Origin of the sequence: Streptomyces sp. B21-105 (assembly GCF_036898465.1) — a bacterium.
Lineage (GTDB): Bacteria > Actinomycetota > Actinomycetes > Streptomycetales > Streptomycetaceae > Streptomyces.
Genome location: NZ_JARUMJ010000001.1, coordinates 1,104,182 through 1,125,753 on the forward strand (window position 1 = coordinate 1,104,182; position 21,572 = coordinate 1,125,753).

Annotated in this window: 9 protein-coding genes; 7 read left to right on the top strand and 2 right to left on the bottom strand. The window is 66.4% G+C overall.

Going from position 1 to position 21,572, the window contains the following annotated elements; translation table 11 throughout:
• The first annotated feature begins 4 nt into the window (after window positions 1-4).
• Window positions 5-4,462: a hypothetical protein gene (locus tag QA802_RS04835; RefSeq protein ID WP_329407372.1), complete on the top strand. Its 4,458-nt coding sequence runs from the start codon at window positions 5-7 to the stop codon at window positions 4,460-4,462.
• Window positions 4,459-5,520, top strand: a complete 1,062-nt coding sequence (locus tag QA802_RS04840; protein ID WP_329407374.1) for a Wadjet anti-phage system protein JetD domain-containing protein — start codon at window positions 4,459-4,461, stop codon at window positions 5,518-5,520. Before QA802_RS04835 ends, QA802_RS04840 begins: the two co-directional genes overlap by 4 nt.
• A gap of 102 nt (window positions 5,521-5,622) precedes the next feature.
• Here the strand turns inward: QA802_RS04840 and QA802_RS04845 are convergent, their stop codons facing one another.
• Window positions 5,623-6,228 (bottom strand): hypothetical protein, encoded by a 606-nt coding sequence (locus QA802_RS04845; protein WP_329407376.1) that lies wholly within the window; start codon window positions 6,226-6,228, stop codon window positions 5,623-5,625.
• A complete protein-coding gene (locus QA802_RS04850; protein ID WP_329407378.1) occupies window positions 6,225-7,331 on the bottom strand; it encodes a helix-turn-helix domain-containing protein in 1,107 nt (368 codons plus the stop codon). The genes QA802_RS04845 and QA802_RS04850 overlap by 4 nt, the downstream gene beginning before the upstream one ends.
• A 340-nt stretch (window positions 7,332-7,671) precedes the next feature.
• Between QA802_RS04850 and drmD the strand changes: the two genes are divergently transcribed.
• The 5 genes from drmD to drmC are packed head-to-tail and all read left to right on the top strand — an operon-like array spanning window position 7,672 to window position 21,442.
• The gene (drmD, locus tag QA802_RS04855; RefSeq protein WP_329407379.1) at window positions 7,672-10,905 is read left to right on the top strand and encodes a DISARM system SNF2-like helicase DrmD; all 3,234 of its coding nucleotides are present in this window, start codon (window positions 7,672-7,674) and stop codon (window positions 10,903-10,905) included.
• A complete protein-coding gene (locus QA802_RS04860; protein ID WP_329407381.1) occupies window positions 10,902-14,939 on the top strand; it encodes an Eco57I restriction-modification methylase domain-containing protein in 4,038 nt (1,345 codons plus the stop codon). Before drmD ends, QA802_RS04860 begins: the two co-directional genes overlap by 4 nt.
• Window positions 14,936-18,685, top strand: a complete 3,750-nt coding sequence (drmA, locus tag QA802_RS04865; RefSeq protein ID WP_329407383.1) for a DISARM system helicase DrmA — start codon at window positions 14,936-14,938, stop codon at window positions 18,683-18,685. The genes QA802_RS04860 and drmA overlap by 4 nt, the downstream gene beginning before the upstream one ends.
• A complete protein-coding gene (gene drmB, locus QA802_RS04870; RefSeq protein WP_334518342.1) occupies window positions 18,682-20,715 on the top strand; it encodes a DrmB family protein in 2,034 nt (677 codons plus the stop codon). Before drmA ends, drmB begins: the two co-directional genes overlap by 4 nt.
• Window positions 20,708-21,442 (top strand): DISARM system phospholipase D-like protein DrmC, encoded by a 735-nt coding sequence (gene drmC, locus QA802_RS04875; protein ID WP_329407388.1) that lies wholly within the window; start codon window positions 20,708-20,710, stop codon window positions 21,440-21,442. Before drmB ends, drmC begins: the two co-directional genes overlap by 8 nt.
• Window positions 21,443-21,572 lie beyond the last annotated feature (130 nt).

The following is a 21,572-nucleotide window of genomic DNA, read 5'->3' on the forward strand; positions in this document are numbered from 1 at the left end:
TTTCATGTATGAGCTCAATCGCATCCTGCTGCGAAACTTCGGGCCGCGAGATGCCCGCTACGAAGACGTACCCCTGGACTTCTCCGGCGCCGGCGCCGAAGTGGAGACCGCCTCGCTGATCCCCGACGCCGGACATGTCGCCCAGCGCCCGGCACCCGCCAGCCTGGTGATGCTGCAGAACGGCGGCGGCAAAGGCGTCTTACTGACCGGCATCACCTGCACCACCATCCCCTACCGTCACAGCGATCTGGAGTCACTACGCAACTTCACCGTTTCGATGGCCCAGCCGTCGCACGTGGTACTCGAATGGGCCGACGCCCGCACCGGACGCCTGCTGGTCACCGCACAGGTCCTGGCCCCCGAACACGACGGCAAACTGCACCGCTGCTTCTACAGCTTCCACCCTTCTGCAGCCCTGGACGCCGACCGGCTTCCCTTCCACCGTCAAGGGCACTGGACTCCGTACGAGGACTACTGCACCGAACTGCGCGACTGGGAAAAACGAGTGGAAGCGCTCGAACTGCACATCGTCGAAGGCCAGGAGAAGTGGGAGAAACACCAGCGCGGCCTCGGCCTGCAGCCCGAACTCTTTGACGTGCAGCGCAGGATGAACGCCAAGGAGAGCGACGCCGCCGCAGCCTTCACCACCAACACCGCCGACGCCTTCGTCGAATGGCTGCTGCGCAAGGCCACAGACGATGACCGGTACACCGAACTGGGCACGGCCTTCCACGGTTATGCCGCTGCACATGACGAACGCGCCCTCTGGGAAAGGGAGCGGCAGTTCGCGGTGGAGATGCAGCACGCATGCGAGGACGTCGCCGGCCTCCACGACACGCTCAACCGGCATGCCGGTGCAGCCAAGAACGCCGAAAAGGACCTCGTTCACCTCACCTCCGCGATCCGGGCACGTCACACCGCCCTCACCGCCACCGAGGCCGAGAGAAACACCACCCTCAAGGACACGCATCGCGCGCTGGAAGCCGCGAAGCGCACCAGCGAACTCGCCCACTCCCGCGTCCAGCACGTACAGGCGTGTTCCCACACCCTCGAACTGGACGAGATCACCGCCCAAGAGCAGGAAACCCAGAAGAACAGGCAACAGGCGCAAGATGAGAGGACGGCGTGGGCGAGCGTCCCGATCGCGCTGCGTCACACACAGGCACTGGACAACAACAACCGTGCCCAGCGGGCCCTCGTCCAGGCCGAACTAACCGCCGCCCCCTTCGTCCAAGCCCTAGACGCCGCAGCGGCAGCTCTACGCGCGGGCTATACCCGGGCCGAGAAAGAGGCCCGCGACACGATCCGCACGCACAAAGACACCACAGCCGAGACGCAGAAACAGATCGAACAATGGCGTACCCGAAGCAACAAGCTACTCACCGCGGCAGGCGCTGCCCAGGAGGAAACCCGCACCCTACAGAAGCAGACCGACGCCTTCGCATTACGCCTTAACGCCGCCCGGGAACATGATCTCCTTGCCCCGCAAGAAAGCGCCGCCGATGCCGCCGCCCGCACCCAGGATCACGCACACCACAGCAAGCAGCTGCTGCGTGAAGCCGACCAGGCCCGCAAGAGCGTCCGAACCGAACGGGACCGCGCCCACACCGCACTGGCGGAGCAACAAGCACTGGCCTGGTCCGCGCGTGCGGCCGCAACGGCAGCGGACGAGGAGAGCAGCCAACTGCGAGCTCAGGCTGTAGCCATCCGCAGCAACCCGCTGTGTGCCGAGCTATTGGAAGCCAACAGCGACGAGCTTGGCGCCGGCGACGCATTGCGCTGGCTGGGTGACCATGCCGGCGCCCTGCACCAGCTCGCCGAGCGTCGCACCGGCGGCCTCGAGACCGCACTGACACGCAAGCACATCGACCTGCAGAACGATCAGGACCTCCTCTCCCTCCTCGACACCAGCGAGGGCCTGCTGCCTGCCGCCGAAGAGGTACGCGACCTGTGCGGCCAACTGTCGGACCACGGGATCCACGCGGTGCCCGGCTGGCAGTGGATGCGCGACAACGTCCCGACCACGGAGCGCCAGCAGGTCATCAGTACACACCCCGACCTGGTCGGCGGGATCATCGTGGGCGGTCTCGACGGCTTGGACACAGCCCAGAGCATTGTGGTGCACCTTCGCCCCCTGCCCTCCGCGGCCGTCACCGTCGGCACCGGAGAACGGATGCTGAGCACCCATGCAGCGTCCGACGGCGGACGATTCGTGGTCGAACCTACCCCCGCCCTCCACGACGAAGAAGCCGCCGCACACGAGCGCGCTGCGGTCGACGCCCGCATCACCGAGGTCACCCGCGAGTTGAACTTGCTCGGACAGCGCATCACCGCTGTACGAGACCTTCTGCGCCAGATCGCGAACTGGCGTGATGCCTGCGGTATGCGGACTGTGTCCGACCTGCTTGGCCAGCTGGAACTGCTGGAGACCTCTGCTGAAGAGGCCGAGACCGCACTGGCCGCAGCCCGCACCGCAGCAGGTGAGCAGGAGACTGCGCTGGAGGTCGCGGAGGACGAATGCGAACGCCGTACCGAAGGTCTTAAGGCAGCGCAGAGGATCGCCGAGGATCTGGCTCGCCTGGCGGAGGAGGAGACCGCTGCCGACCTAGCACGGGCCCGGATCAAGGCCCTTGCCGGCGAGAGGGTCGCCCGCACCAACGAACTCGAGTTACTGGCGGGCCAGATCGACCAGGCGGGTGAGGAGATCCTGTATCTCGCGCGCGCCATCGAATCAGCTGAGCAGGCCGCAGACCGATACGCCCGGGCGCGCGAAGAGATCACCAGCACGTCCCAAGCGCAACAGGCACACGACGCCTCCAACGCAACCCTGTTGCCCCTCCCCTCTCTCCAACATCGCTATCTGCAAGCGCAGGACGAGCTGAGGGGCGTTGAGGTCGGCGAGGACCAGCAAGTGCGCGCCACGACCGCGCAGAAGGCTCTGCTCGCGAGCCAGGAAGAATGGAACAAAGTCCCCGAACAGGTACGAGGTCTGGCCATGGCCCACAGTCGCGATGGACGGGCCGGTGACCCCGTTCAACGCGACGCCATTCTGCGCGCCCTCACCGCCAAGATCGACTCCTGCGACGTGGCCCTTCAGCGACTGCGGGATCAGTCGAGCCGTCTTGCGGAACGCTCCAAGCACCTCACCTCGGCAGTCTCGCTGAACGACGAAGACGCCGCAGCCTGGACGCCGACCACCGTTACTGAGGCCCGCGAGCTGGAGGCCCGGGCCACGGGCGAACTCGACACGGCTCAGGACAAGGAACGTCTTGCCGCCGCAGCCTTCAACACCGCCCGCCGCGATCAGGCCAGTTCCACCAAGGAGCTTGCGGCATTCGACCGTATCCTCCCGGTGCTGGAAACCGCTGTCCATGGCCTAACCGTTCCTCCGGACCGGGAGCCCTACGACGGCACTGCGGAAGCAGCCGCATTCGCCGCTCGACAGGTGACAGCCGCACACACCACGTGCCGGGACGCAGCCCGCCAGGCAGAGCGAAGCCTGGAAGGAAGCGTCAGCCGGCTCAAAGAAGTACCCGCCGATGTCCGATTCGAAGGACTCGACATCCCGCTGCGTACGCAGATCTCCGCCCTGGACAGCCGCCACATCCCAGCAATGGCTGCCACCTGGACCGATGCACTGACCTCTCGCATCGCAGCCCTGAACTCAGATCTCGAAGGTATGGCCAAGGCCCGCGAGGCCCTCGCCTCACAACTCAGCGGCCACGTCACCGACCTTTTGCAGCGCCTCGACCAGGCCAGTCGCTTCTCCGCCTTCCCTGAGGGGGACGCTCCCTGGTCCGGACAGAAATTCCTCAACATCCGCTACAAGAAACCGGATCTCACTGCCCTAGCCGCCCAGATGCACGAATCCGTCGATGCACTGGCCGGCAATCAACGCACTCGCAAGCTCAAGGGCATCGATGTCGTCATGCGCTGCCTCGTAGCAGCCGTCCCCCGCGGATTCACCGCCGAGGTCATGAAGCCCAACGCCTCCCAACGCCTGGACCGCGTCCCCGTCGAGGAAATGAGCCGCGTCTTCTCCGGTGGCCAGGAACTGACCGGGGCCATCCTCCTGTACTGCGCACTCGCCGCACTCCGTACTTCACCCGGACCTCGCAGCCGCACCCGCAACGGCGGACTGCTCCTGCTCGACAACCCCATCGGCCGGGCCAACGCCGGGTACCTCGTCGACATCCAGATGGAGATGGCCGCCGCCCTCGGAATCCAGCTGATCTACACCACCGGACTGAGTGACGAGGACGTCATCTCGCGGTTCCCCATGCGCATCCAGCTCCGCAACGACGCCGAGGCCCGAAGCGGCCTCTCCCTCATCCGGCTCGACGAACGGGTACGCAACGCTCTCATCCCCGCCCCCCGTATCACTCCAGACCAAGACGTCCCCGAACCCGTCGGTGTCCTCACCTCTGCCCGGCTGTACAGGAAGCAGGGCGACGCTAAATGACCTCCCCCACGGGACAACTCCAAGTGCCGCTCTCCCCCGCAGCAGCACAACTCAGCGCCGCGCTCCAGGCCCGCACCGACCGCGTCACGGTCGGCCGAGCCACCCTCATCGAGGCATTCCGCGACGCTCTACCGGGCGCCGCCAGCGGCGAGAACGCACGCAGCACGCTCGCCACACTCCTGTACGAAATCGCCGAACACGGCATCATCGCCCTGCCCACCTCCCCCACCAAATGGGACGCCGGCCGCCCGGCCCTTCCGGAACAGGTCCGGATCCCCACCGCGCCGCCAGCGAAATCCTCTACCCCACGCCAGCATGTGTCATGGCGGCCAGAGCTCAACTGGGCCTACGGCACTCGGTTGACCGCGTCCCAAACCGAAGACCTCCTCGCCTGCAACCGCTGGTTCCGGGATACCCACAATCAACCAGCCCGCCGCGCTCCCCTCCCCCTACGCGAGCGCTCACACGAGATCTTCCGCTACGAAAAGCGCCTCGACACCCTGATCACCGGAGCACTCTTCGCCCCCGGCAGACTGACCCTCGAACAGCTCTCCACCTACCGCGAACCGCCACCGCTGGCCCACCGCAGGCTCGGCGACGGCGACACCATGCTCGTAGTGGAAAACAGCGACACCTACGCCACCTTGCACAACCTGCTCAAGGCCGCCCCCGGCCCCATCGGATACATCGCCTTCGGCTCCGGAAGAGCCTTCGAAGCATCCGTAGAAAACATCGCTGAGCTCCCTGGCATCCACCGCATCGTCTATTACGGCGACCTCGACGCCGAAGGCATCGCCATCCCAGCCAGAGCCTCAATCAACGGCGTCCAGCACGGACTGCCACCTATCGAACCGGCGACGGGGCTGTACCGCCTGTTGCTGGGCCGCGAACCCAACGCCGGCGACATCATCGCCAGCGACCGGGCCCACAGCCTGACGGCATGGCTCCCCGAGGAACTCCGGGAGGCAGCGCACGTCCTGCTGACCAAAGGGCAACGCATCGCGCAGGAAGCAACCAACCGGAACGAACTCAGTCTCGATCCAGACTGGCGATGGTGAGCCTCCCCTTCGGCAATTGTTCGCCGTGACTCTCGCTGGCGGGGCTTAGCATGGGCCTGCCTCCTTGCGCAGGGGCCGTCCTACGGACTGGGGAGGCAGTTGCTAGGTGGTGTGCGCGGTAGCTTCGTCGTCGCCCTGACCAGGTAAAAGTTCAGCGAGCGACCATGGGAGGACGGTGAGGTCGGCGACGGACTGGGGAAGCCGCGGATAGCGGTTCAGCTGGCGCATCTTCTGCATCAGGGCGAAGCCGTCCTCCGCCGCGACGAATCCCGCTTTCACGGCAAGCTGCATCACGTCGAGCGTCTCCGCCGTCATGATGCCCTGCCCAATTGCATACTCAAGAGCGGATTTATCGTCCGATATCCACCATGCACCGGAGAACTGGGGCCAGCGTTGGATGATGTGGCAGGTCTCGGCCTCGCCGAGGTGCTGCAGGTACCGGTCGGCTTGGCCGCCGAACACAGCTGTGCGAAGGTGCCCGACGTTCTCAACGTCATCCGGAGCCGTTACTCGGATTGCTTCGCCGAGCCAGCCCTGTTCTCTCAGGTCGTGAAGAGCGGGCAGCTGTTCGGCCGATTTGCGGGCCTCCCGCGACACAGCCGCGGTCCACTTGCCGCGGCCTGCCAGGACCGCGCGAAGCAGATCGAGGCGTTCAACGGCGGCGAAGTTGCACAGCACGGTGTTGTCCGGGAACAGGAAGTCGCTCATGCTGTACCGCCGTTGTCCTGTCCGGACGCTAACTGGTCTCTGAGCTCGTCGACATCAACGCCGAGTAGCGACGCGTACGGACGCAAGGTCGCCTTGCCGGCCTCGTAGGCAGCGCGCGTGTCGCGTACAAGAAGTCCGGGGAGCCTTTTCTCCTGCGAGGCCGCGACTTGCCGGTCGAGTACTTCCACGCGGTCAGCGACGACTGCGGCCTCGCGCACGGTCATGCGCTTGTAGTAGTCGCAGGCGCCGGCGTCGATCACACGAAGCGTGAGCAGTCTGTAGGCCAGGGTCGCAGGGCTGACCATGAAGTCGCAGCAGAGCGCGGCAAAGCTTTCCCGGGTCAATTTCACTGCACCGACTGCTTCGCGCAGCGTTTGCTCGGGCAAGAGGAAGACGGAAGCGAAGGCGTTGGCTCGCTGCTCGCTCGGGTCGATCTTCTGGGCCCGTTCGAAGATATCGCGATCGAGGTGGACGTCCTGGTCGTCGTCGGCGAGAAGGTGCCCGAGTTCGTGCGCGAGAGTGAAGCGCTGACGTGCCGGGTTAGATGTCGTGGTCAGGAGGATGAGCTTGGCACCTTGACCCGTGGCAGCGAGGCCGTCAAAGCCGTCGCCCAGCGGCTCGACAGCCACATCGGCCCCGAAGACCGCCTCGATCAGTTCCGGCAAGCCGCCCTGGAGCACCAATCGTCCCTGGAGCTCCACCGCCCTCCGAGCTGATTTCGCCAGTGCCTCTCCCTGGGCAGCGTAGGTACTGCCAGCAGGCGCTGCCGGGGAGACGGGCCGCCAGGGCTGCGTATAGCCGAGCTTGTCCAGGTCGGCGCGTCGGGCAACGTAGTCCCGGGCGGCTGCCAGTGCCTCGGCCGCCTTTCCAGTGGTCGTTCTCGCTGCCACGGCCAGTGGGGGCTCGGCTCCGGTGAGCAGCCAGTCCATGGAGACGTGGAATTCATCGGCAATGACCGCGAGATCAACAGTTGAGAAGGGGCTCGTGCCGCTGAGGCACTCACGGAACTGCTCGGCGTCGAGGTCGGCCTGGTCGGCGAAATCGTGGAGGCTCAAGCCCGACTGGTCGATCAGGCTTCTCACGCGATCGGAGATGCTGGACACCCGTGGACAGTAGTCCGCCATCTGCCCAGTTCTCAAGGCGCATGGCAGACGATCCCCAGGTGTCGAACCTGTACTGCTCTCCAGCCAGAGACACCAGCTTCAACTGGAGGATCGCATCACCATTGACCCGAGATCGAGCGGAGTCCGGTCCCAGGAGCCCGTGGCTGCCAACGCCTCCCGGGACAGTCTGTTAGGGCACTCCTGCACCCGGCTGACCAGCGCTGTCAGCGAGTTCGCGCGACTCGAAGCAGGCCGCGCCCAAGGTCGTAGATACTGGTGCTTTCGTGATCCTCCAGCGCCTCGTGGCGGCGCGAAGCGCATAGGGGATCTCAGTCCGGCAATGACGGCATCAGTGAAGGAGTCCGCCCAGGTGGCGACCGCTACGGAGCATCCGCAGGGATCAGCGAGCAGTACCGCGAGCGCGACTGCCCTTCCACCGGTCCCGGAGCCCGGGCAGGTCGTCAAGGTCCGGGGCTCGACCTGGGCCGTGTCTGATGTCCGTAAGCAGGGGCTTCCACGTAGCCCCGCAGATGAGGGCGTGCCGGGCCTTGCCCATGTGGTCAGCCTGCAGTCGCTGGACGAGGACCGGCTCGGGCAGGAGCTGACGGTGGTCTGGGAGCTGGAGGTCGGGCACACCGTCGCGCCGGACCAGGGGCTGCCGGAGACCGTGCGGGCGGAAGCGTTCGACGATCCGAACACGCTCGCCGCGTTCGTGGACGCAGTCCGCTGGGGTGCGGTCACCTCGGCGGACGCGAACTCCTATCAGGCACCCTTCCGCAGCGGCGCGAATGTGGAGGCGTACCAGCTGGTGCCGCTGAGCCGGGCCCTGCAGTCGTCGCGTACGAACCTGCTGCTCGCGGACGATGTCGGCCTGGGCAAGACCATCGAGGCCGGGCTCGTCGTGCAGGAACTGCTGCTGCGGCACCGTGCGCGGTCCGTGGTGATCGTCTGCCCGCCGAGTCTGTCGTTGAAGTGGCAGGACGAGATGCGGGAGAAGTTCGGCCTCGACTTCGTGATCGTCAACAGTGAGCTGATGGCGAAGGTGCGGCGGAGCCACGGGCTGAACGCCAACCCGTTCCGGCTCTTCCCACGCGTGATCGTGAGCATGGCGTGGCTGCCGTCACTGCGGGCGCAACGCCTGCTGCGCGACGTTCTGGCCGATGTACGCAGCGCGGGCACGGCCAAGCGCTACGCGTTCGACGTGCTGGTGGTCGACGAGGCGCACCATGTGGCGCCGGCCAGCCCGACGACGGCGCCAGGGCAGCGCGGCTACGCGGTGGACAGCAAGCGGACCACCGCAACGATGAAGCTTGCGGAGGCGTGCGAGCACCGGCTGTTCTTGAGCGCGACGCCGCACAACGGCTACTCGGAGTCGTTCACCGCCCTGTTGGAAATGATCGACAGCCGCCGGTTCACACGCGGTGCGGACATTGATGAGCGTGCCCTCAAGGAGGTGATGGTGCGGTGGCTGAAAACCGACCTCCCAGGCAAAGGGTTCAAAACCCGGGAGCTGAAGACTCTCCCCTTCGCCCCGTCGGAGGAGGAGCAGCAGCAGTTCGCGCGACTAGAACGGTTGCTGGCGGAAAGCGCCCGGGCGAACGGTAAGAGATCGGGCGGCGACATCGTCGCGATGCTGTTGAAGAAGCGCTTCCTGTCCAGCCCGTGGTCGTTCGCCCGCACCCTTGAGCTTTATGAGGGCGCGGATGGCGGTGACCGCCAGCTGCGGGTGGACGACGAAGACGAGTACTACACGGAGGTGCTGGGCAGCGGTCAGTCGGACGAGGAGGAGGGTGCTGCCGAGCACCCCGAGTTCACTGCGCTGCGTCACTCCAAGGGCTCGGACCCTCTGGTCGCGGCCACCCGTAGCGAGATCGCCTCACTCATCGAGTGGGGGCGCAGGTACGAACACAAGCCGGACTCGCGGCTGGAAGAACTGCTGACCTTCCTCAACGCCGTCTGCCGGCCGGACGGCACCCACTGGACCAACGAACGCGTCGTGGTGTTCACGGAGTACGCGGCCACCCTTGAATGGATCGACCGCGTCCTGCGGCAGCGCGGCTACAAGGACGTGCTGGAGGTCATCCAGGGTTCGACCCCGACCGAGGAGCGGGAGAAGATCCGCGCCCGTTTCACCGAGAGCCCGGACAAGCACCCGGTCCGCGTTTTGCTCGCCACCGACTCCGCCGGCGAGGGCATCGACCTGCAGACCCACTGCCATCGCCTGGTCAACTTCGACATTCCCTTCAATCCGTCCCGTCTGGAGCAGCGCATCGGCCGGATCGACCGGTACGGACAGACGGAGGTCCCGAAGATCTTCCACTTCGTACCAGTCTCCGGCTCCACGACATACGACGCGGACATGAAGTTCATGGGGATCATCGCGACCAAGGTCGGGCGGGCCACCGAGGACCTCGGCAAGGTCAACCAGGTCATCGACGCCGAAGTGCAGGAGCACTTCGCTCCCACTCGTACGGCGCGCAAGTCCCGGCTGACGGCCCCGGACGACGGCAACGAGGTGATCACCCGCGTGCTGGCCGGCGGGATGGAGCTGAACCGCCAGCTCACCCGGCTGTCGGAGACGTACAACGAGCACAAGGCCGCCATGCATCTCACGCCCGCCAACGCCCGCCGGGTAGTGGACACCGCCCTTACCCTCACCTCCCAGCCCCCGCTCGTCGAGATTGGCGACGACCGCACCGAGGCACAGGTCTTCGAGATTCCGAACCTCGGCCGCTCCTGGCAGCCGGCCTTGCGTGGCCTGGACACCCGCCTGGAGCCGGGTGTCCCGCGCCCTATCACCTTTGACGACCAGGCGGCCCAGAAGCGCACCGACCTCGTCCATATCCACCTCGGGCACGCCCTCATGCAGCGCGCCACCCGCACCTTGCGCTCCGCGCTGTTCAGCACGGACTCCCCCGTACACCGGGTCACCGCCGTCATCGCCCCCGGCCTCCCCGAATCCTGTGTCGCCGCCGTCTCCCGGCTCGTCCTGGTCGGACGCGGCGGGCTGCGCCTGCACGAGGAGGTGTTCCTCACTGGCGTCCGGCTGCGTGGTCAGGCCCTTGCCGAGTCCAAGGTCGAGCAGGTCCTCGACGAGACCCTCGACTCCGCTGATCTGTTCCTCGCCGATGAGAAGGTGCGTGCTCATCTCGCCGAGCAATGGAACGACAACGGTTCCCGGCTGCGTACACGCCTGCTGACCGCAATGGACCGCAAGAGCGCCAGCCGTCAGGAGAAGGTCACCGAGGCGCTCACCCAGCGCCGGGACTCCGATATCAAGCGCGCCCACGAGATCTTCGGCGCCTTCCGGCTCAACCTGCGCGAGTCCCGTGACCGCCTGGAGCAGGCCATCCGTGCCGAGGAAGAGCTGCTGTTCACCGACGACCAGCAGAAGCAGCGCCGCCGGGACCTGCACCACATGAACGAGCGCCTGGACAGCCTGGACGACGAGGAAGCGCGCGAGATCGCCTCGATCCAGGAGCGCTACAGCGACATCAGACCCTACGTATCCGCCGCCGCGGTCGTGTTCGCCCTCACTCCCGAAGACGCGAAGAACGGAATGGTCAAGGCATGAGCCGCCGCTACCCCCCGACCGCCGCCGACCTGCACCGCGCCTGGCTCGAACTCGTCGACACCGACGGCCCCTTCCTCGCCATCCCCGCCCTGGAACGCGTCTACCGCGAAGGCATTCCCCAGCCCGACTCCCGGGCGCTCGACGCCATCAAGGACGCCAAGCCCGCCTTCGAGAAGGCATGGGAGAACTGGGACGAGCACCCGGGCGACGAAGCCGCCCTCGACCTGTACCGCGAGGCCCGCGACACCTGGGTCGACCTTGTCCTGCGCCAGGGCCTGCGCTGGGGTGCCTCCTACACCGTTCCCGCCCCGGCCGCCGTCGAGGTCCGCTCACCCGACTACACCGTCACCGTGTGCGCCGACGGCGCCCTCGTCCACGGCGACACCACCGGGGCTCTCGTCCTGATCACCGACCCCACGGACTCCCTTCGCGACCCGCTCACCGACGGCTGGTCGGCCAGCCCCATCGACCGCATGGAAGAGCTGCTGCGCGCCTCCGGCGTCCCCATCGGCGTCGTCACCGACGGCCGCTGGTGGGCGATCGTCAGCGCCCGCCCGCAGACCATGGTCGCCTCCGGCATCGTCGACGCCCAGACCTGGATCGAAGAGCCCCAGACCCGCAACGCCTTCATCGAACTCCTCCAGCGCCGCCGCCTGGTCGGCGGCAAACAGCAGGACCGGCTTACGGAACTCTTCGGCGAGTCCGTCACCGCCGCCGAGAAGATCACCGAAGCCCTCGGCACCCAGGTCCGCCGCGCCGTCGAACTCATCGTCCAGGCTCTGTCCGAAGGCGCCCTGGACACACAGCGACGCGGCGAGGACGACCCGCTGCCGACGGCAAGGGGCGAGGTCTACGAGGCCGCCGTCACCGTCATGATGCGCGTCGTCTTCCTCCTCTTCGCCGAAGAACGCGGATTGCTGCCCCAGAGCCGCCTCTTCGCCATGGGATACGGCATCAGCGACGAACTCGACCTCCTCGACGCCCGCGAGAAGGAGGAAGGCGAACAGGCCCTCGACGCCACGTTTCTGACCTGGCACCGGCTCCTGGCCACCTCCCAGGCCCTGTACCGGGGCGCGAGCTTCGAGGACCTGCGCCTGCCCGAGTACGGCGGCTCCCTCTTCGACCCGGCCCGCTTCCCCTTCCTCACCGCCTGCGACTCCCAGGACACCCTGGCCATCACGGTCAGCGACCGCGTCATGCTCGAAGTCCTGCGCGCCGTCCAGATCGCCCAGCTGCCCGGCGGAGCACGACGGATCTCCTTCCGCGACATCGACGTCGAACAGATCGGCTACATCTACGAGGGCCTGCTCGGTTACTCCTGCGAACCCGCCGAAGAGATCATCGTCGGCCTCACTGGCAGCGCGGGATCCGAACCCGAGATCCCCCTCGCCACCCTGGAAGAACTCAGCCAGGCCAAGCGCACCGAGACCGCGCTGGCCGACGCGATCCTCGTCTGGATCAAGCAGCATCAGCCGGCTGCGAAGCCGTCCAGCAAGGCCGCCCTCACCAAGGCGCTGAAGGCGGGCGAGACGCTTGATGACGCCGAGATCGCCCTGCGCGACGTCACCGACGACCCGGACCTGCGCGACCGGCTGCGCCCGTTCATTGGCATCATCCGCCGCGACCTGCGCAGTCGCCCACTGGTGGTCGAGCCCGGCGGCGTTCTGCTGGTGGAGACCCCCTCGCGCGCCTCAGCTGGCGCGCACTACACGCCCCGCTCACTGGCCGAGGAAGTCGTCCGGTACGCACTGGAACCTCTGGTCTACTCTCCCGGACCGCACCAGACCGCGGACCAGAACACGTGGCGGCTGATCGAAGCCGACCAGATCCTCGATCTCCGCATCGCTGACATCGCCTGTGGCTCGGGGGCCTTCCTCGTGGCTGCTGCGCGATACCTCGCCGACCGGCTCGTCGAGGCGTGGCAGCGCGATGACGTGGCATATGGGCGAACGCCCCACGACCTGCACGTCCACGCCATAAGGACCGTCGTCGCGACCTGCCTGCACGGCGCCGACATCAACGGCATGGCCGTGGAGATGTGCAAGCTGTCGCTTTGGCTGGTCTCCCTGGACCCGAAACTCCCGTTCTCCTTCGTCGACGACAAGGTCCTGCACGGCAACGCGCTGCTCGGCCTGACCGGCGCCGACCAACTGCGCCGCCTCCACATCGACCCCGCCGCGGCCGGTAACCAGCTCAGCGTTTTCGCCCTGGACGTGGACGACATCCTGGACCAAGCAGCCCGCCTCCGCCGCCAGCTCGCCACCGAGGTCGACGACAACGACCCGCAACGCTCGGCTGCCACGAAGCGACGGCAGTGGCGCCGGTACCAGGAGCTAACCGAGCAACTCGCCGACGTCGCGGACGGGGTGATCGCGGCCGGGCTGCAGTGGGGCGGCAAGCCTGGAAAGCAGCTCAAGGCGGCGTACGAGAACCTGCGCATCGCCGTGGAGAGCGCGTACCCCGCTGGCGGCGACGAGACGGACCGTGAACGGACGATGCTCAACGGCATCCAGGAGACCGGGCTTACTCCGACGGTGACGACGGACTACGCGCGATGGAAGCCGCTGCACTGGATTCTGGCGGTGCCGGATGTGATGGAACGAGGTGGGTTCGACGCGGTGATCGGGAACCCACCATTCCTGGGCGGGACCAAGATTTCCGGAGCCTTGGGCGGAAACGTTCGGGATTGGTTCAGCCACGTACTTGCAGTTGGTCAAGGTGGTGGCCGCGCAGATATCGTGGCGTATTTTTTCCTTCGCGCCACGGAACTCTTGACACCGAAGGGCAATCTCGGCCTCATTGCAACCAATACTATTGCTCAGGGTGACACCCGAGAGACGGGTCTCGACTTCATCGTTAGCAACGGGTTCACTATTACCCGGGCGACGCAGAGTCGTCCTTGGCCTGCCGTAAGCGCCAACTTGGAATATGCAGCAGTATGGGGAAGCCTGGGCGAGGTTTCACCAGAAGTGCCGCGAATGGCGGATGACGTCCCGGTCAGGCGGATCTCGACCCTCCTGGAGGCAAGCGGTCGAATCGAGGGACATCCAGTCAAACTGATCGAGAATCGAGGCGTAACATTTGAAGGATGTAAACCTTATGGTAGCGGTTTCGTAATCACGCAGGAGGAGGCTGCAGACTGGATCAAGGCGGACCCAAAGAACGCCGAGGTCTTGTTCCCCTACCTTAACGGCGAAGACTTGAATTCTCGCCCAGATTCGTCACCTTCTCGTTGGATCATCGATTTCAACGACCGAGCGGAATCTTCTGCTCGGGAGTACACACTACCGTTTGCTCGAATCCTGGAAGAAGTTAAAGGGGAGCGGGCACGGAAATCTAAGGCAGTCAGAGACGCGCCATGGTGGTTGTTTTTTAGGGCACGTCCGGCCATGAGGGCGGCAATTTCAGAGTTGAGTGAGATGCTCGTCCTGACAAGACACTCCGTGACCGTGATGCCTTGCAGGGTCAAAAAGGGTCCCATCCCTAGCGAGGCTACCGTCATCTTTGCCACAGATTCCTTCTCTGATCAGGCAGTGCTGTCTTCAAGTCTGCATCAGTTGTGGGCAATCACGTACGGGTCGACCATGCGGGCCGATATTCGCTACACCCCGTCAGACGTATTCGAAACGTTCCCGCGCCCCGCGCATAGCGATAGACTTTCCGAAGTCGGGAGCATACTCAATGCGGAGCGGCGAAGTATTATGGTCCGCCGCGGCCTGGGGCTGACTAAGCTTTACCATTTGGTGAACGACTCAAACATAAATGACTCTCTGGACGCTGACGTCGCTCGCCTCCGCGAGATCCACGTCGAGCTCGACCGAGCCGTCATGGTCGCCTACGGCTGGGACGACGTCCCCTTGGAACACGACTTCCACACCTACCGCCAGGTGCAACGCTGGACAGTGAGCCCTGCCGCCCGGGTAGAGATCCTCGACCGCCTCCTCGCAGAGAACCATCGCCGTGCTGCATCGCAAGGCGTTGTCAGCCCCACCGGCAACAATGAAGCCATCGCGGAAGAGGAGGGCGACGAGTGACCACCCCCCAGCGGAAGAGCGACCAGCCGGCAGCCGCCGCCCAGGCCCCGCCCTACCGTCTAGCCCGCGACCCGGACGACCGTTCCTGGACGGTGCGCGAGAACCTGGTCGACATCCTGGAGCGTGAGCTCCTTGGCCCGGCCAATGGCCCCGATGAGATCCTCGAAGGCGTCCCCGACTCGGCGTACCTGATCGGTCGGATTGCGCCCGTGCGGCTAACCGCCGGCCGCGACGACCCCGGCGAGGCGGGCTCGGACGAGGCCGCGAGCGACGTAGGCGATGCAGTGGACGCCGCCGAGAGCCGGGGCGTGCCACTGACCGCCGTCGACGACAGCAGTGCCAGCTCGGATGAGGACGAGGTCGAGGACCAGCCGCAGAAGCGCGGGCTGATGATCCCGGCGTCGATGGGGCTGCGGTGCCAGATCCCCGACGATCTGGACGAGTTCACGGTGACCGCCTCGTGGGGAACGTACGAGCCGGTGAAGGAGAAGCGCGGGGAGGGTGCGGACGGGTCCGAGGGCGATGCGCCCCCTCCTGCCTTCCGTCGTTTCCAGCGCACCCCGCACGCCATCGCCAAGACGATCAAGATCGCCGATCTAAAGCCGTCCCGTACTTCCGAGATCCCGCTCAAGGACAAGGTCGTACTGCGCGTGGATCGTTACGACGATGCCGAGCGAGGTTGTCGGCTGATCGAGGTGGCGCTCTGCAACGACCGAGAGACCCCCCGCAAGATCCCCGTCGAGGCGTGGCTGTACCAGACCAAGCTATCGGTGTCGGCCAGTGGCGCTGAGGTGTTCTTGCCGGTCAATGACGTACTCCTCGACACCCGCCAGGAGCCGGACGACGAACTGCGGCGGCTGCGGCTTCAGTACCGCAACCGTCTGGAGTTCGCCCATGGCCGGACCTGCTCGGTGGACTGGAAGGTAGCCGAGGGAGCGCGCAGGGCCAGCGAGGTCTGGACGACGTGGCTGCCGGTGAGTGAGACGCCTCAGACGGCCGCCGAGGAGATCGGCGCGGCCCTGCTGGACATGCGCAAGCTCCAGGAGGCGTCGACCGACGAACTGCGTACGGGTCTTGAGCCGATCGTCGCGGGTTACACGGCCTGGCTGGATGGCGAGGAGCAGCGGGCCGAGGTGCTTCCGGAGCATCTGCGGTCCGAGGGTTTGGACGCGGTCACCGAGGCGCGTCGGGTGCAGCGCCAGCTTGAGGAGGGTCTGAAGCATCTCCTCAGGGATGAGGAGGCGCTGCGCTGCTTCCGGTTCATGAACCGGGTGATGGCCGATCAGCGTGTGCAGTCCCAAGTCGCGGAGCGGCGAGCGAGTCGCCCGGAGGAGAGCATCGACGAGGCTCGCGAGGCGATCCTCGCGGAGAAGGGAGCCCTGGCGCATTCGTGGCGTACCTTCCAGCTCGCCTTCGTGCTCATGCAGTTGCCATTGCTGTCCGACCCGGCGGCCGAGAAGCGGTCGGGGGATCTGGCCAAGGCGCAGCTGCTGTTCTTCCCGACCGGTGGTGGCAAGACGGAGGCGTATCTGGGTCTGGCCGCGTACACGTTCGCGATCCGGCGCCGCCAAGGCGTCGTGGATGCCTTTGAGGGGCCATTGGACGGACGGTCCGGGGTGGCCGTTCTCATGCGGTACACGTTGCGTCTGCTCACCGCCCAGCAGTTCCAGCGCGCCACCGCCCTGGTGTGCGCAGCGGAGATGGCGCGGCGCGATGATGTGGCGACCTGGGGAGACGAGCCGTTCCGGATCGGGCTGTGGGTCGGTACCGATGTGAGCCCGAAGCGGTATGACGAGGCTGCCGAGCAGTTGCAGAAGGCCCACGGGGGCCGCGGGTATCGGCTGACGGTGCTGCAGATCCAGCGCTGCCCGTGGTGCGGGACGCGGGTCGAGGCGCGGGATGTGCGCACGGAGCCCGCGCTGCGTCGGGTGTACGTGTACTGCGGTGACGAGCTGGCCGAGTGCCCGTTCTCTGACGGCGGTGAGGTCCCCGACGGGCTGCCGGTCCTCACGGTCGACGAGGAGATCTACCGGCTCGCGCCGGCGTTCGTCATCGCCACAGTGGACAAGTTCGCCCGTCTGGCGCGGGAGGGCGAGGCGGCCTCGCTCTTCGGGCATGTCTCGCGACGTTGCGAGCGGCACGGCTTCGTGCACCCCGACTATCAGCAGTGCGATATCAAGAACGGCAGCAAGCACCCCAAGAAGGACGGCCATCCGGCCGCTCCCGTGCACCCGGCCACCCGGCTCCGGCCCCCGGATCTGGTCATCCAGGACGAGCTTCACCTGATCACGGGAGCCCTTGGCACCACGGTGGGCCTGTTTGAGGTGGCCATCGACGTGATGTCCGACTGGCGTACGAAGGACGGGCGCCCGGTTCGTCCGCTCCTTGTCGCCTCCACCGCCACCGCACGCAACGCGTCCGACCAGGTACATGCGTTGTACGGGCGGGACGTCACTATCTTCCCGCCGCAGGTCCTGGATGCCGGGAACACCTTCTTTTCCAAGGAGATCCCGGTCTCCGAGGACAAGCCGGGTCGCCGGTACGTCGGGATCAGTACGACCGGGGTGCGCTTGACCACGGCGGAGATCCGGGTTGCCGAGGTTCTCATGGCCGGCGGGCAACTGCTTCTTGACCGCTCCGGCAGCGTGGCCGATCCGTACATGAGCCTGGTCGGCTACTTCAGCGCTACCCGTGAATTGGCCGGCATGGCACGGTATATGAGCGACGACATCCAGACCGCGCTCGCCAAGGGCCGCCCCTGGTCGAAGCTTCCCCGCCGCACGGGTACCAATTACGGGTCGCTGCACGTCGCCGAGCTGACGTCACGTGTGGCCAGCGCCGACATCACCGCGACCCTCGACCAGATGGCGGTGTCATTCGATCCAGGTTTCGACTCCACCGCGGGCAAGCGGAACCGGCGCGCGTTGCGGGAGGCGAAGAACCCTGAGCCCACGCGCGAGGTGAACCCGTACGACGTGGTACTGGCCACCTCCATGCTGCAGGTGGGGGTCGACGTGACCCGGCTCGGTCTGATGCTCGTTGTAGGCCAGCCGAAAAACACCGCCGAGTACATCCAGGCGTCTTCCCGCGTCGGCCGGGCAGCAGACCGGCCGGGCCTGGTCCTCGCGCTGGGGAACTGGGCGCGCCCCAGGGACCTCGCCCACTTCGAGCAGTTCCGCCACTACCACGAGACGTTCTACGCGCAGGTCGAGGCACTGTCCGTGACTCCCTTCTCGGTGACCTCGCTGGAACGCGGTCTGGACGGTGTGCTGGTCAGCGCGGCCAGGGTTTTGCAGGCCCCAAAGGCCGGCCCCGGCCAAGGGCTGTCCCCGGAGGACGGCGCGGCCCGTATCGAGGCCGAGCAGCACTTCGCCGGTGAGCTCATCGACGCCCTAGTGCGCCGGATTGCGCGGGCCGGCGACGAGGACGCGTCCAACCGCGCCCGCCTGCGCTTGGAAAACCGCCTTGATCAGTGGGGCAAGCGTCGCAAGCACCTCGTAGAGCTGCGTAAGTCACTGGTGTACGAGAGGGTTCTGGACGACAGCCGGCACGATGCCCTGATGATGAGCGCGGAGAACGCGAAGGCGGGCCTTGACACACGGGACGCGCCGCCGTTCATCGTGGCGAACTCGATGCGTGAGGTTCAGCCAGAGATCAACTTGTTGGTGAGCCCAATCAAGGAACGACTGGTGTACCGAGCACCTGACTATGCCCCGAAGTGGCAGATGCCGGAGGACAATTCATGAGTGACGAGACGCGGTTCGTCTACGACGTCACTCACGCCGTCGACCCACTGGGCGATCTGGAGCAGGAGGCGGAGAAGGCCACCAAGCACAACCGCGCCAAGGTCGGCTCAGCCCGCCCCTCCTCCCTGCTTTACACCTACGGTCCCGGCGCGATCATGGACCTGCCACAGTTCACGATCATGCCCACTGGCTTGGACGAGTGGGACCGCATCTGGCAGCGGCGTGACTCCGCGCCTCCTCAGATCCACGCTCCACGGCTGCGTGACGTGGTCCGGATGATGCTGCGCTCCCCCGACGTGCAGCTGCGGCCGTATCCCTGGCAGCCGAAGAAGCACAGCCGGTCCGCCGAGGGCAACGACCTCGGCGTCCCGTCCCGGGTCTTCCCGCAGTGGCTACGGTGCACTGGCTGCGACATGCTCGGGTTGCTCGCCCAGTTCGACTACCGCCATACGCATCCCTTCCGCACCGACCTGGCTGTCTTCGAGCATGCCAAGTGCACGGGGCGCGCGGGTGGCCGCACCCGCAAGCCGATGCGGCGCACCGCCATCCCGGCCCGTTATCTGCTGGCCTGCGTCGACGGGCACCTGGACGAGTTCCCGTACGACCTGTGGGTGCATCGCGGGCAGCCATGCAGCAAGGCAGAACTGCCCGCCCTGAAGATGGTCGACCGGACGGCCGGGAAGGGTGCCTCGGCCGTCATCCAGTGCGCATCCTGCGACTTGCGGCGCCCGATGAACGAGGCACAGGGCGAGGCCGGCAAGGCGAAACTGCCGAAGTGTCGCGGACGTCACCCGCACCTGGACGCCTTCGAGCCCAGGGGGTGCGGCAACGACACCCGGCTGATGCTCGTCGGGGCCTCCAACCTGTGGTTCCCGGCCACCCAGTCGATCATCGTCATGCCGGAGTCCCAGGAAGAAAAAGCCAGTGACCTGGCCGACCGGGTCCGCACCGCGCTCGGCGACAAGCTCGCCAAGTACCGCGCCAGCCTCGACCTGATCAGGGACCTGCTGGGGATGGACGGCGGCGTAGACGTAACCGGCCTGTCTGACCACGACCTGGAACAAATCCTTCAGGCCGCCTCCGCACCCACCGACACTCCGGAGGAGCAGGAAGAGAAGCTCCGCGACTGGGATCCGGTCGACCTTCTCGTACCTGAATGGCGTTACTTGCTGCGCGACATCGTCGGCACCCGCGTCGAGGACCCCAAGAGCGGCCTCACCCTCGCCACCCGCGAGCGAGGCGAGACCCTGCAGCCGGAGATCACCCGCGTCCTCGCGGTCGAACGTCTCCGCAAGGTGAATGCCTTGGTCGGCTTCACCCGCATTGATGACATGGACCGCGTCGGCGACCTCCCGCGCCGCCTGGCCCCACTGACCCGTACACCACGACCGGCCTGGACCGTAGCAACCGAGGACCGGGGCGAAGGCATCTTCCTCCAGCTCGACGAGAACGCAGTCGCCGCATGGGAAAAACGCGTCCTTGACACCGACATGTGGAAGTTCCACCGCGAGGCACACGTCAGAAACTTCCGACGCCGCTTCTCCGACACCGCCGACCAGGTCGACCCCGATACCCGCCTGAAGCCCCCGCGCTACTGGCTCATCCACACATTCGCCCACATCTTGATCCGCGAACTCGCCCTCACCTGCGGCTACTCGGCGGCAAGTCTCAGCGAACGCCTCTACGCCTGGCCCGCCGCGGAGGGCCGAGACCCGTCGGCCGGCCTTCTGATCTGCACAACGGCGTCCGACAGCGACGGCACCCTCGGCGGCCTCGTCCAACTCAGCGAGCCTTCCCGCCTCCAAAGGGTCGTCGACAGCGCGCTACGCAAGGCCGCCCGATGCTCCTCCGACCCCATCTGCTCGAAGCGCACCCCGCAGGACCCTGAGGACTTCCTCCACGGTGCCGCCTGCCATTGCTGTGTCATGGCCTCGGAGACCTCCTGCGAACGCGCCAACCGTTTCCTCGACCGCCGCTTCCTCCTCGACCTGCCCGGCAGCAACCTCGGGTTCTTCCAGATCCATGAGTGAGGCGGACGCGCCACGACGCCTTGGCCAACTCCTCACCGGGACCGAGGCCAAAGGCATCGCGGACCGGCTCGCCGACGGTGACACCCTCACCGCAGCGCTCAAGGTCGTCGCGGTCGGCCAGCGGGCAGAGGTCCGACGCCTTCTGGAGGCGGTTGCCAGCGGCACCGGGCCAAGGCGCCAACAGGTCCTGGCCCTGCGCGCAATCGAGGGGGCACGGGCTCTGCCGACTACTTTGTCACCGCTCTGGACCATGCCCGGACACCTCGTCCAGAGCGGGCCGCTCACCACCTCGGTGACCCGCCTCGTGGACAGCGCACGCCACGCAATCACGTGCTCGACCTTCAACTTCCAACGGAGTTCAGCGCTTTGGAAGTCGTTACGAGAAGCCGCACAGCGTGACGACATCGCCGTCCGCGTCTATATGGACGCCCGGGCCGCGGACGGCGTCGGACAGCAACGGTCCCCGACGACTGCAGAAGTCGCTGCGCACCTAGCGCCGGCCGAGGTCTGGCGAACCAAGCAGTTCGACGGCACATACGTCCGCAACCACGCCAAGTTCCTCGCCATCGATCACCACCTTCTCCTGGTGACCAGCGCGAACTTCTCCTGGAGCGCGGAGAACAACAACGTCGAGTTCGGCGTCCTCATCGACAACCCGAACCTTGCCGAAGCCGTCGAGCGCGAGCTGCGCGAGGCGGAGGGCGCCCTGTACGAACGGATTTCCTGACGTCTCGCAGAGCGGCCTTCCGGAGCCTCTCTGTGAGAACCAGGCGTCGCCTACCCACCCGAGCTGCATCGCCAACAAACAACGGTGCCCTCGCCGGACACTGCACGCCGTCGTAGCCCGGCGTGCGCAG

What these genes read in the sequence shown, in the direction of transcription:
- QA802_RS04835 (WP_329407372.1), top strand. Translation starts at nt 5, where the DNA reads ATGTATGAGCTCAATCGCATCCTGCTGCGAAACTTCGGGCCGCGAGAT.
- QA802_RS04840 (WP_329407374.1), top strand. Translation starts at nt 4,459, where the DNA reads ATGACCTCCCCCACGGGACAACTCCAAGTGCCGCTCTCCCCCGCAGCA.
- QA802_RS04845 (WP_329407376.1), bottom strand. Translation starts at nt 6,228, where the DNA reads ATGAGCGACTTCCTGTTCCCGGACAACACCGTGCTGTGCAACTTCGCC.
- drmD (WP_329407379.1), top strand. Translation starts at nt 7,672, where the DNA reads ATGACGGCATCAGTGAAGGAGTCCGCCCAGGTGGCGACCGCTACGGAG.
- QA802_RS04860 (WP_329407381.1), top strand. Translation starts at nt 10,902, where the DNA reads ATGAGCCGCCGCTACCCCCCGACCGCCGCCGACCTGCACCGCGCCTGG.
- drmB (WP_334518342.1), top strand. Translation starts at nt 18,682, where the DNA reads ATGAGTGACGAGACGCGGTTCGTCTACGACGTCACTCACGCCGTCGAC.
- drmC (WP_329407388.1), top strand. Translation starts at nt 20,708, where the DNA reads ATGAGTGAGGCGGACGCGCCACGACGCCTTGGCCAACTCCTCACCGGG.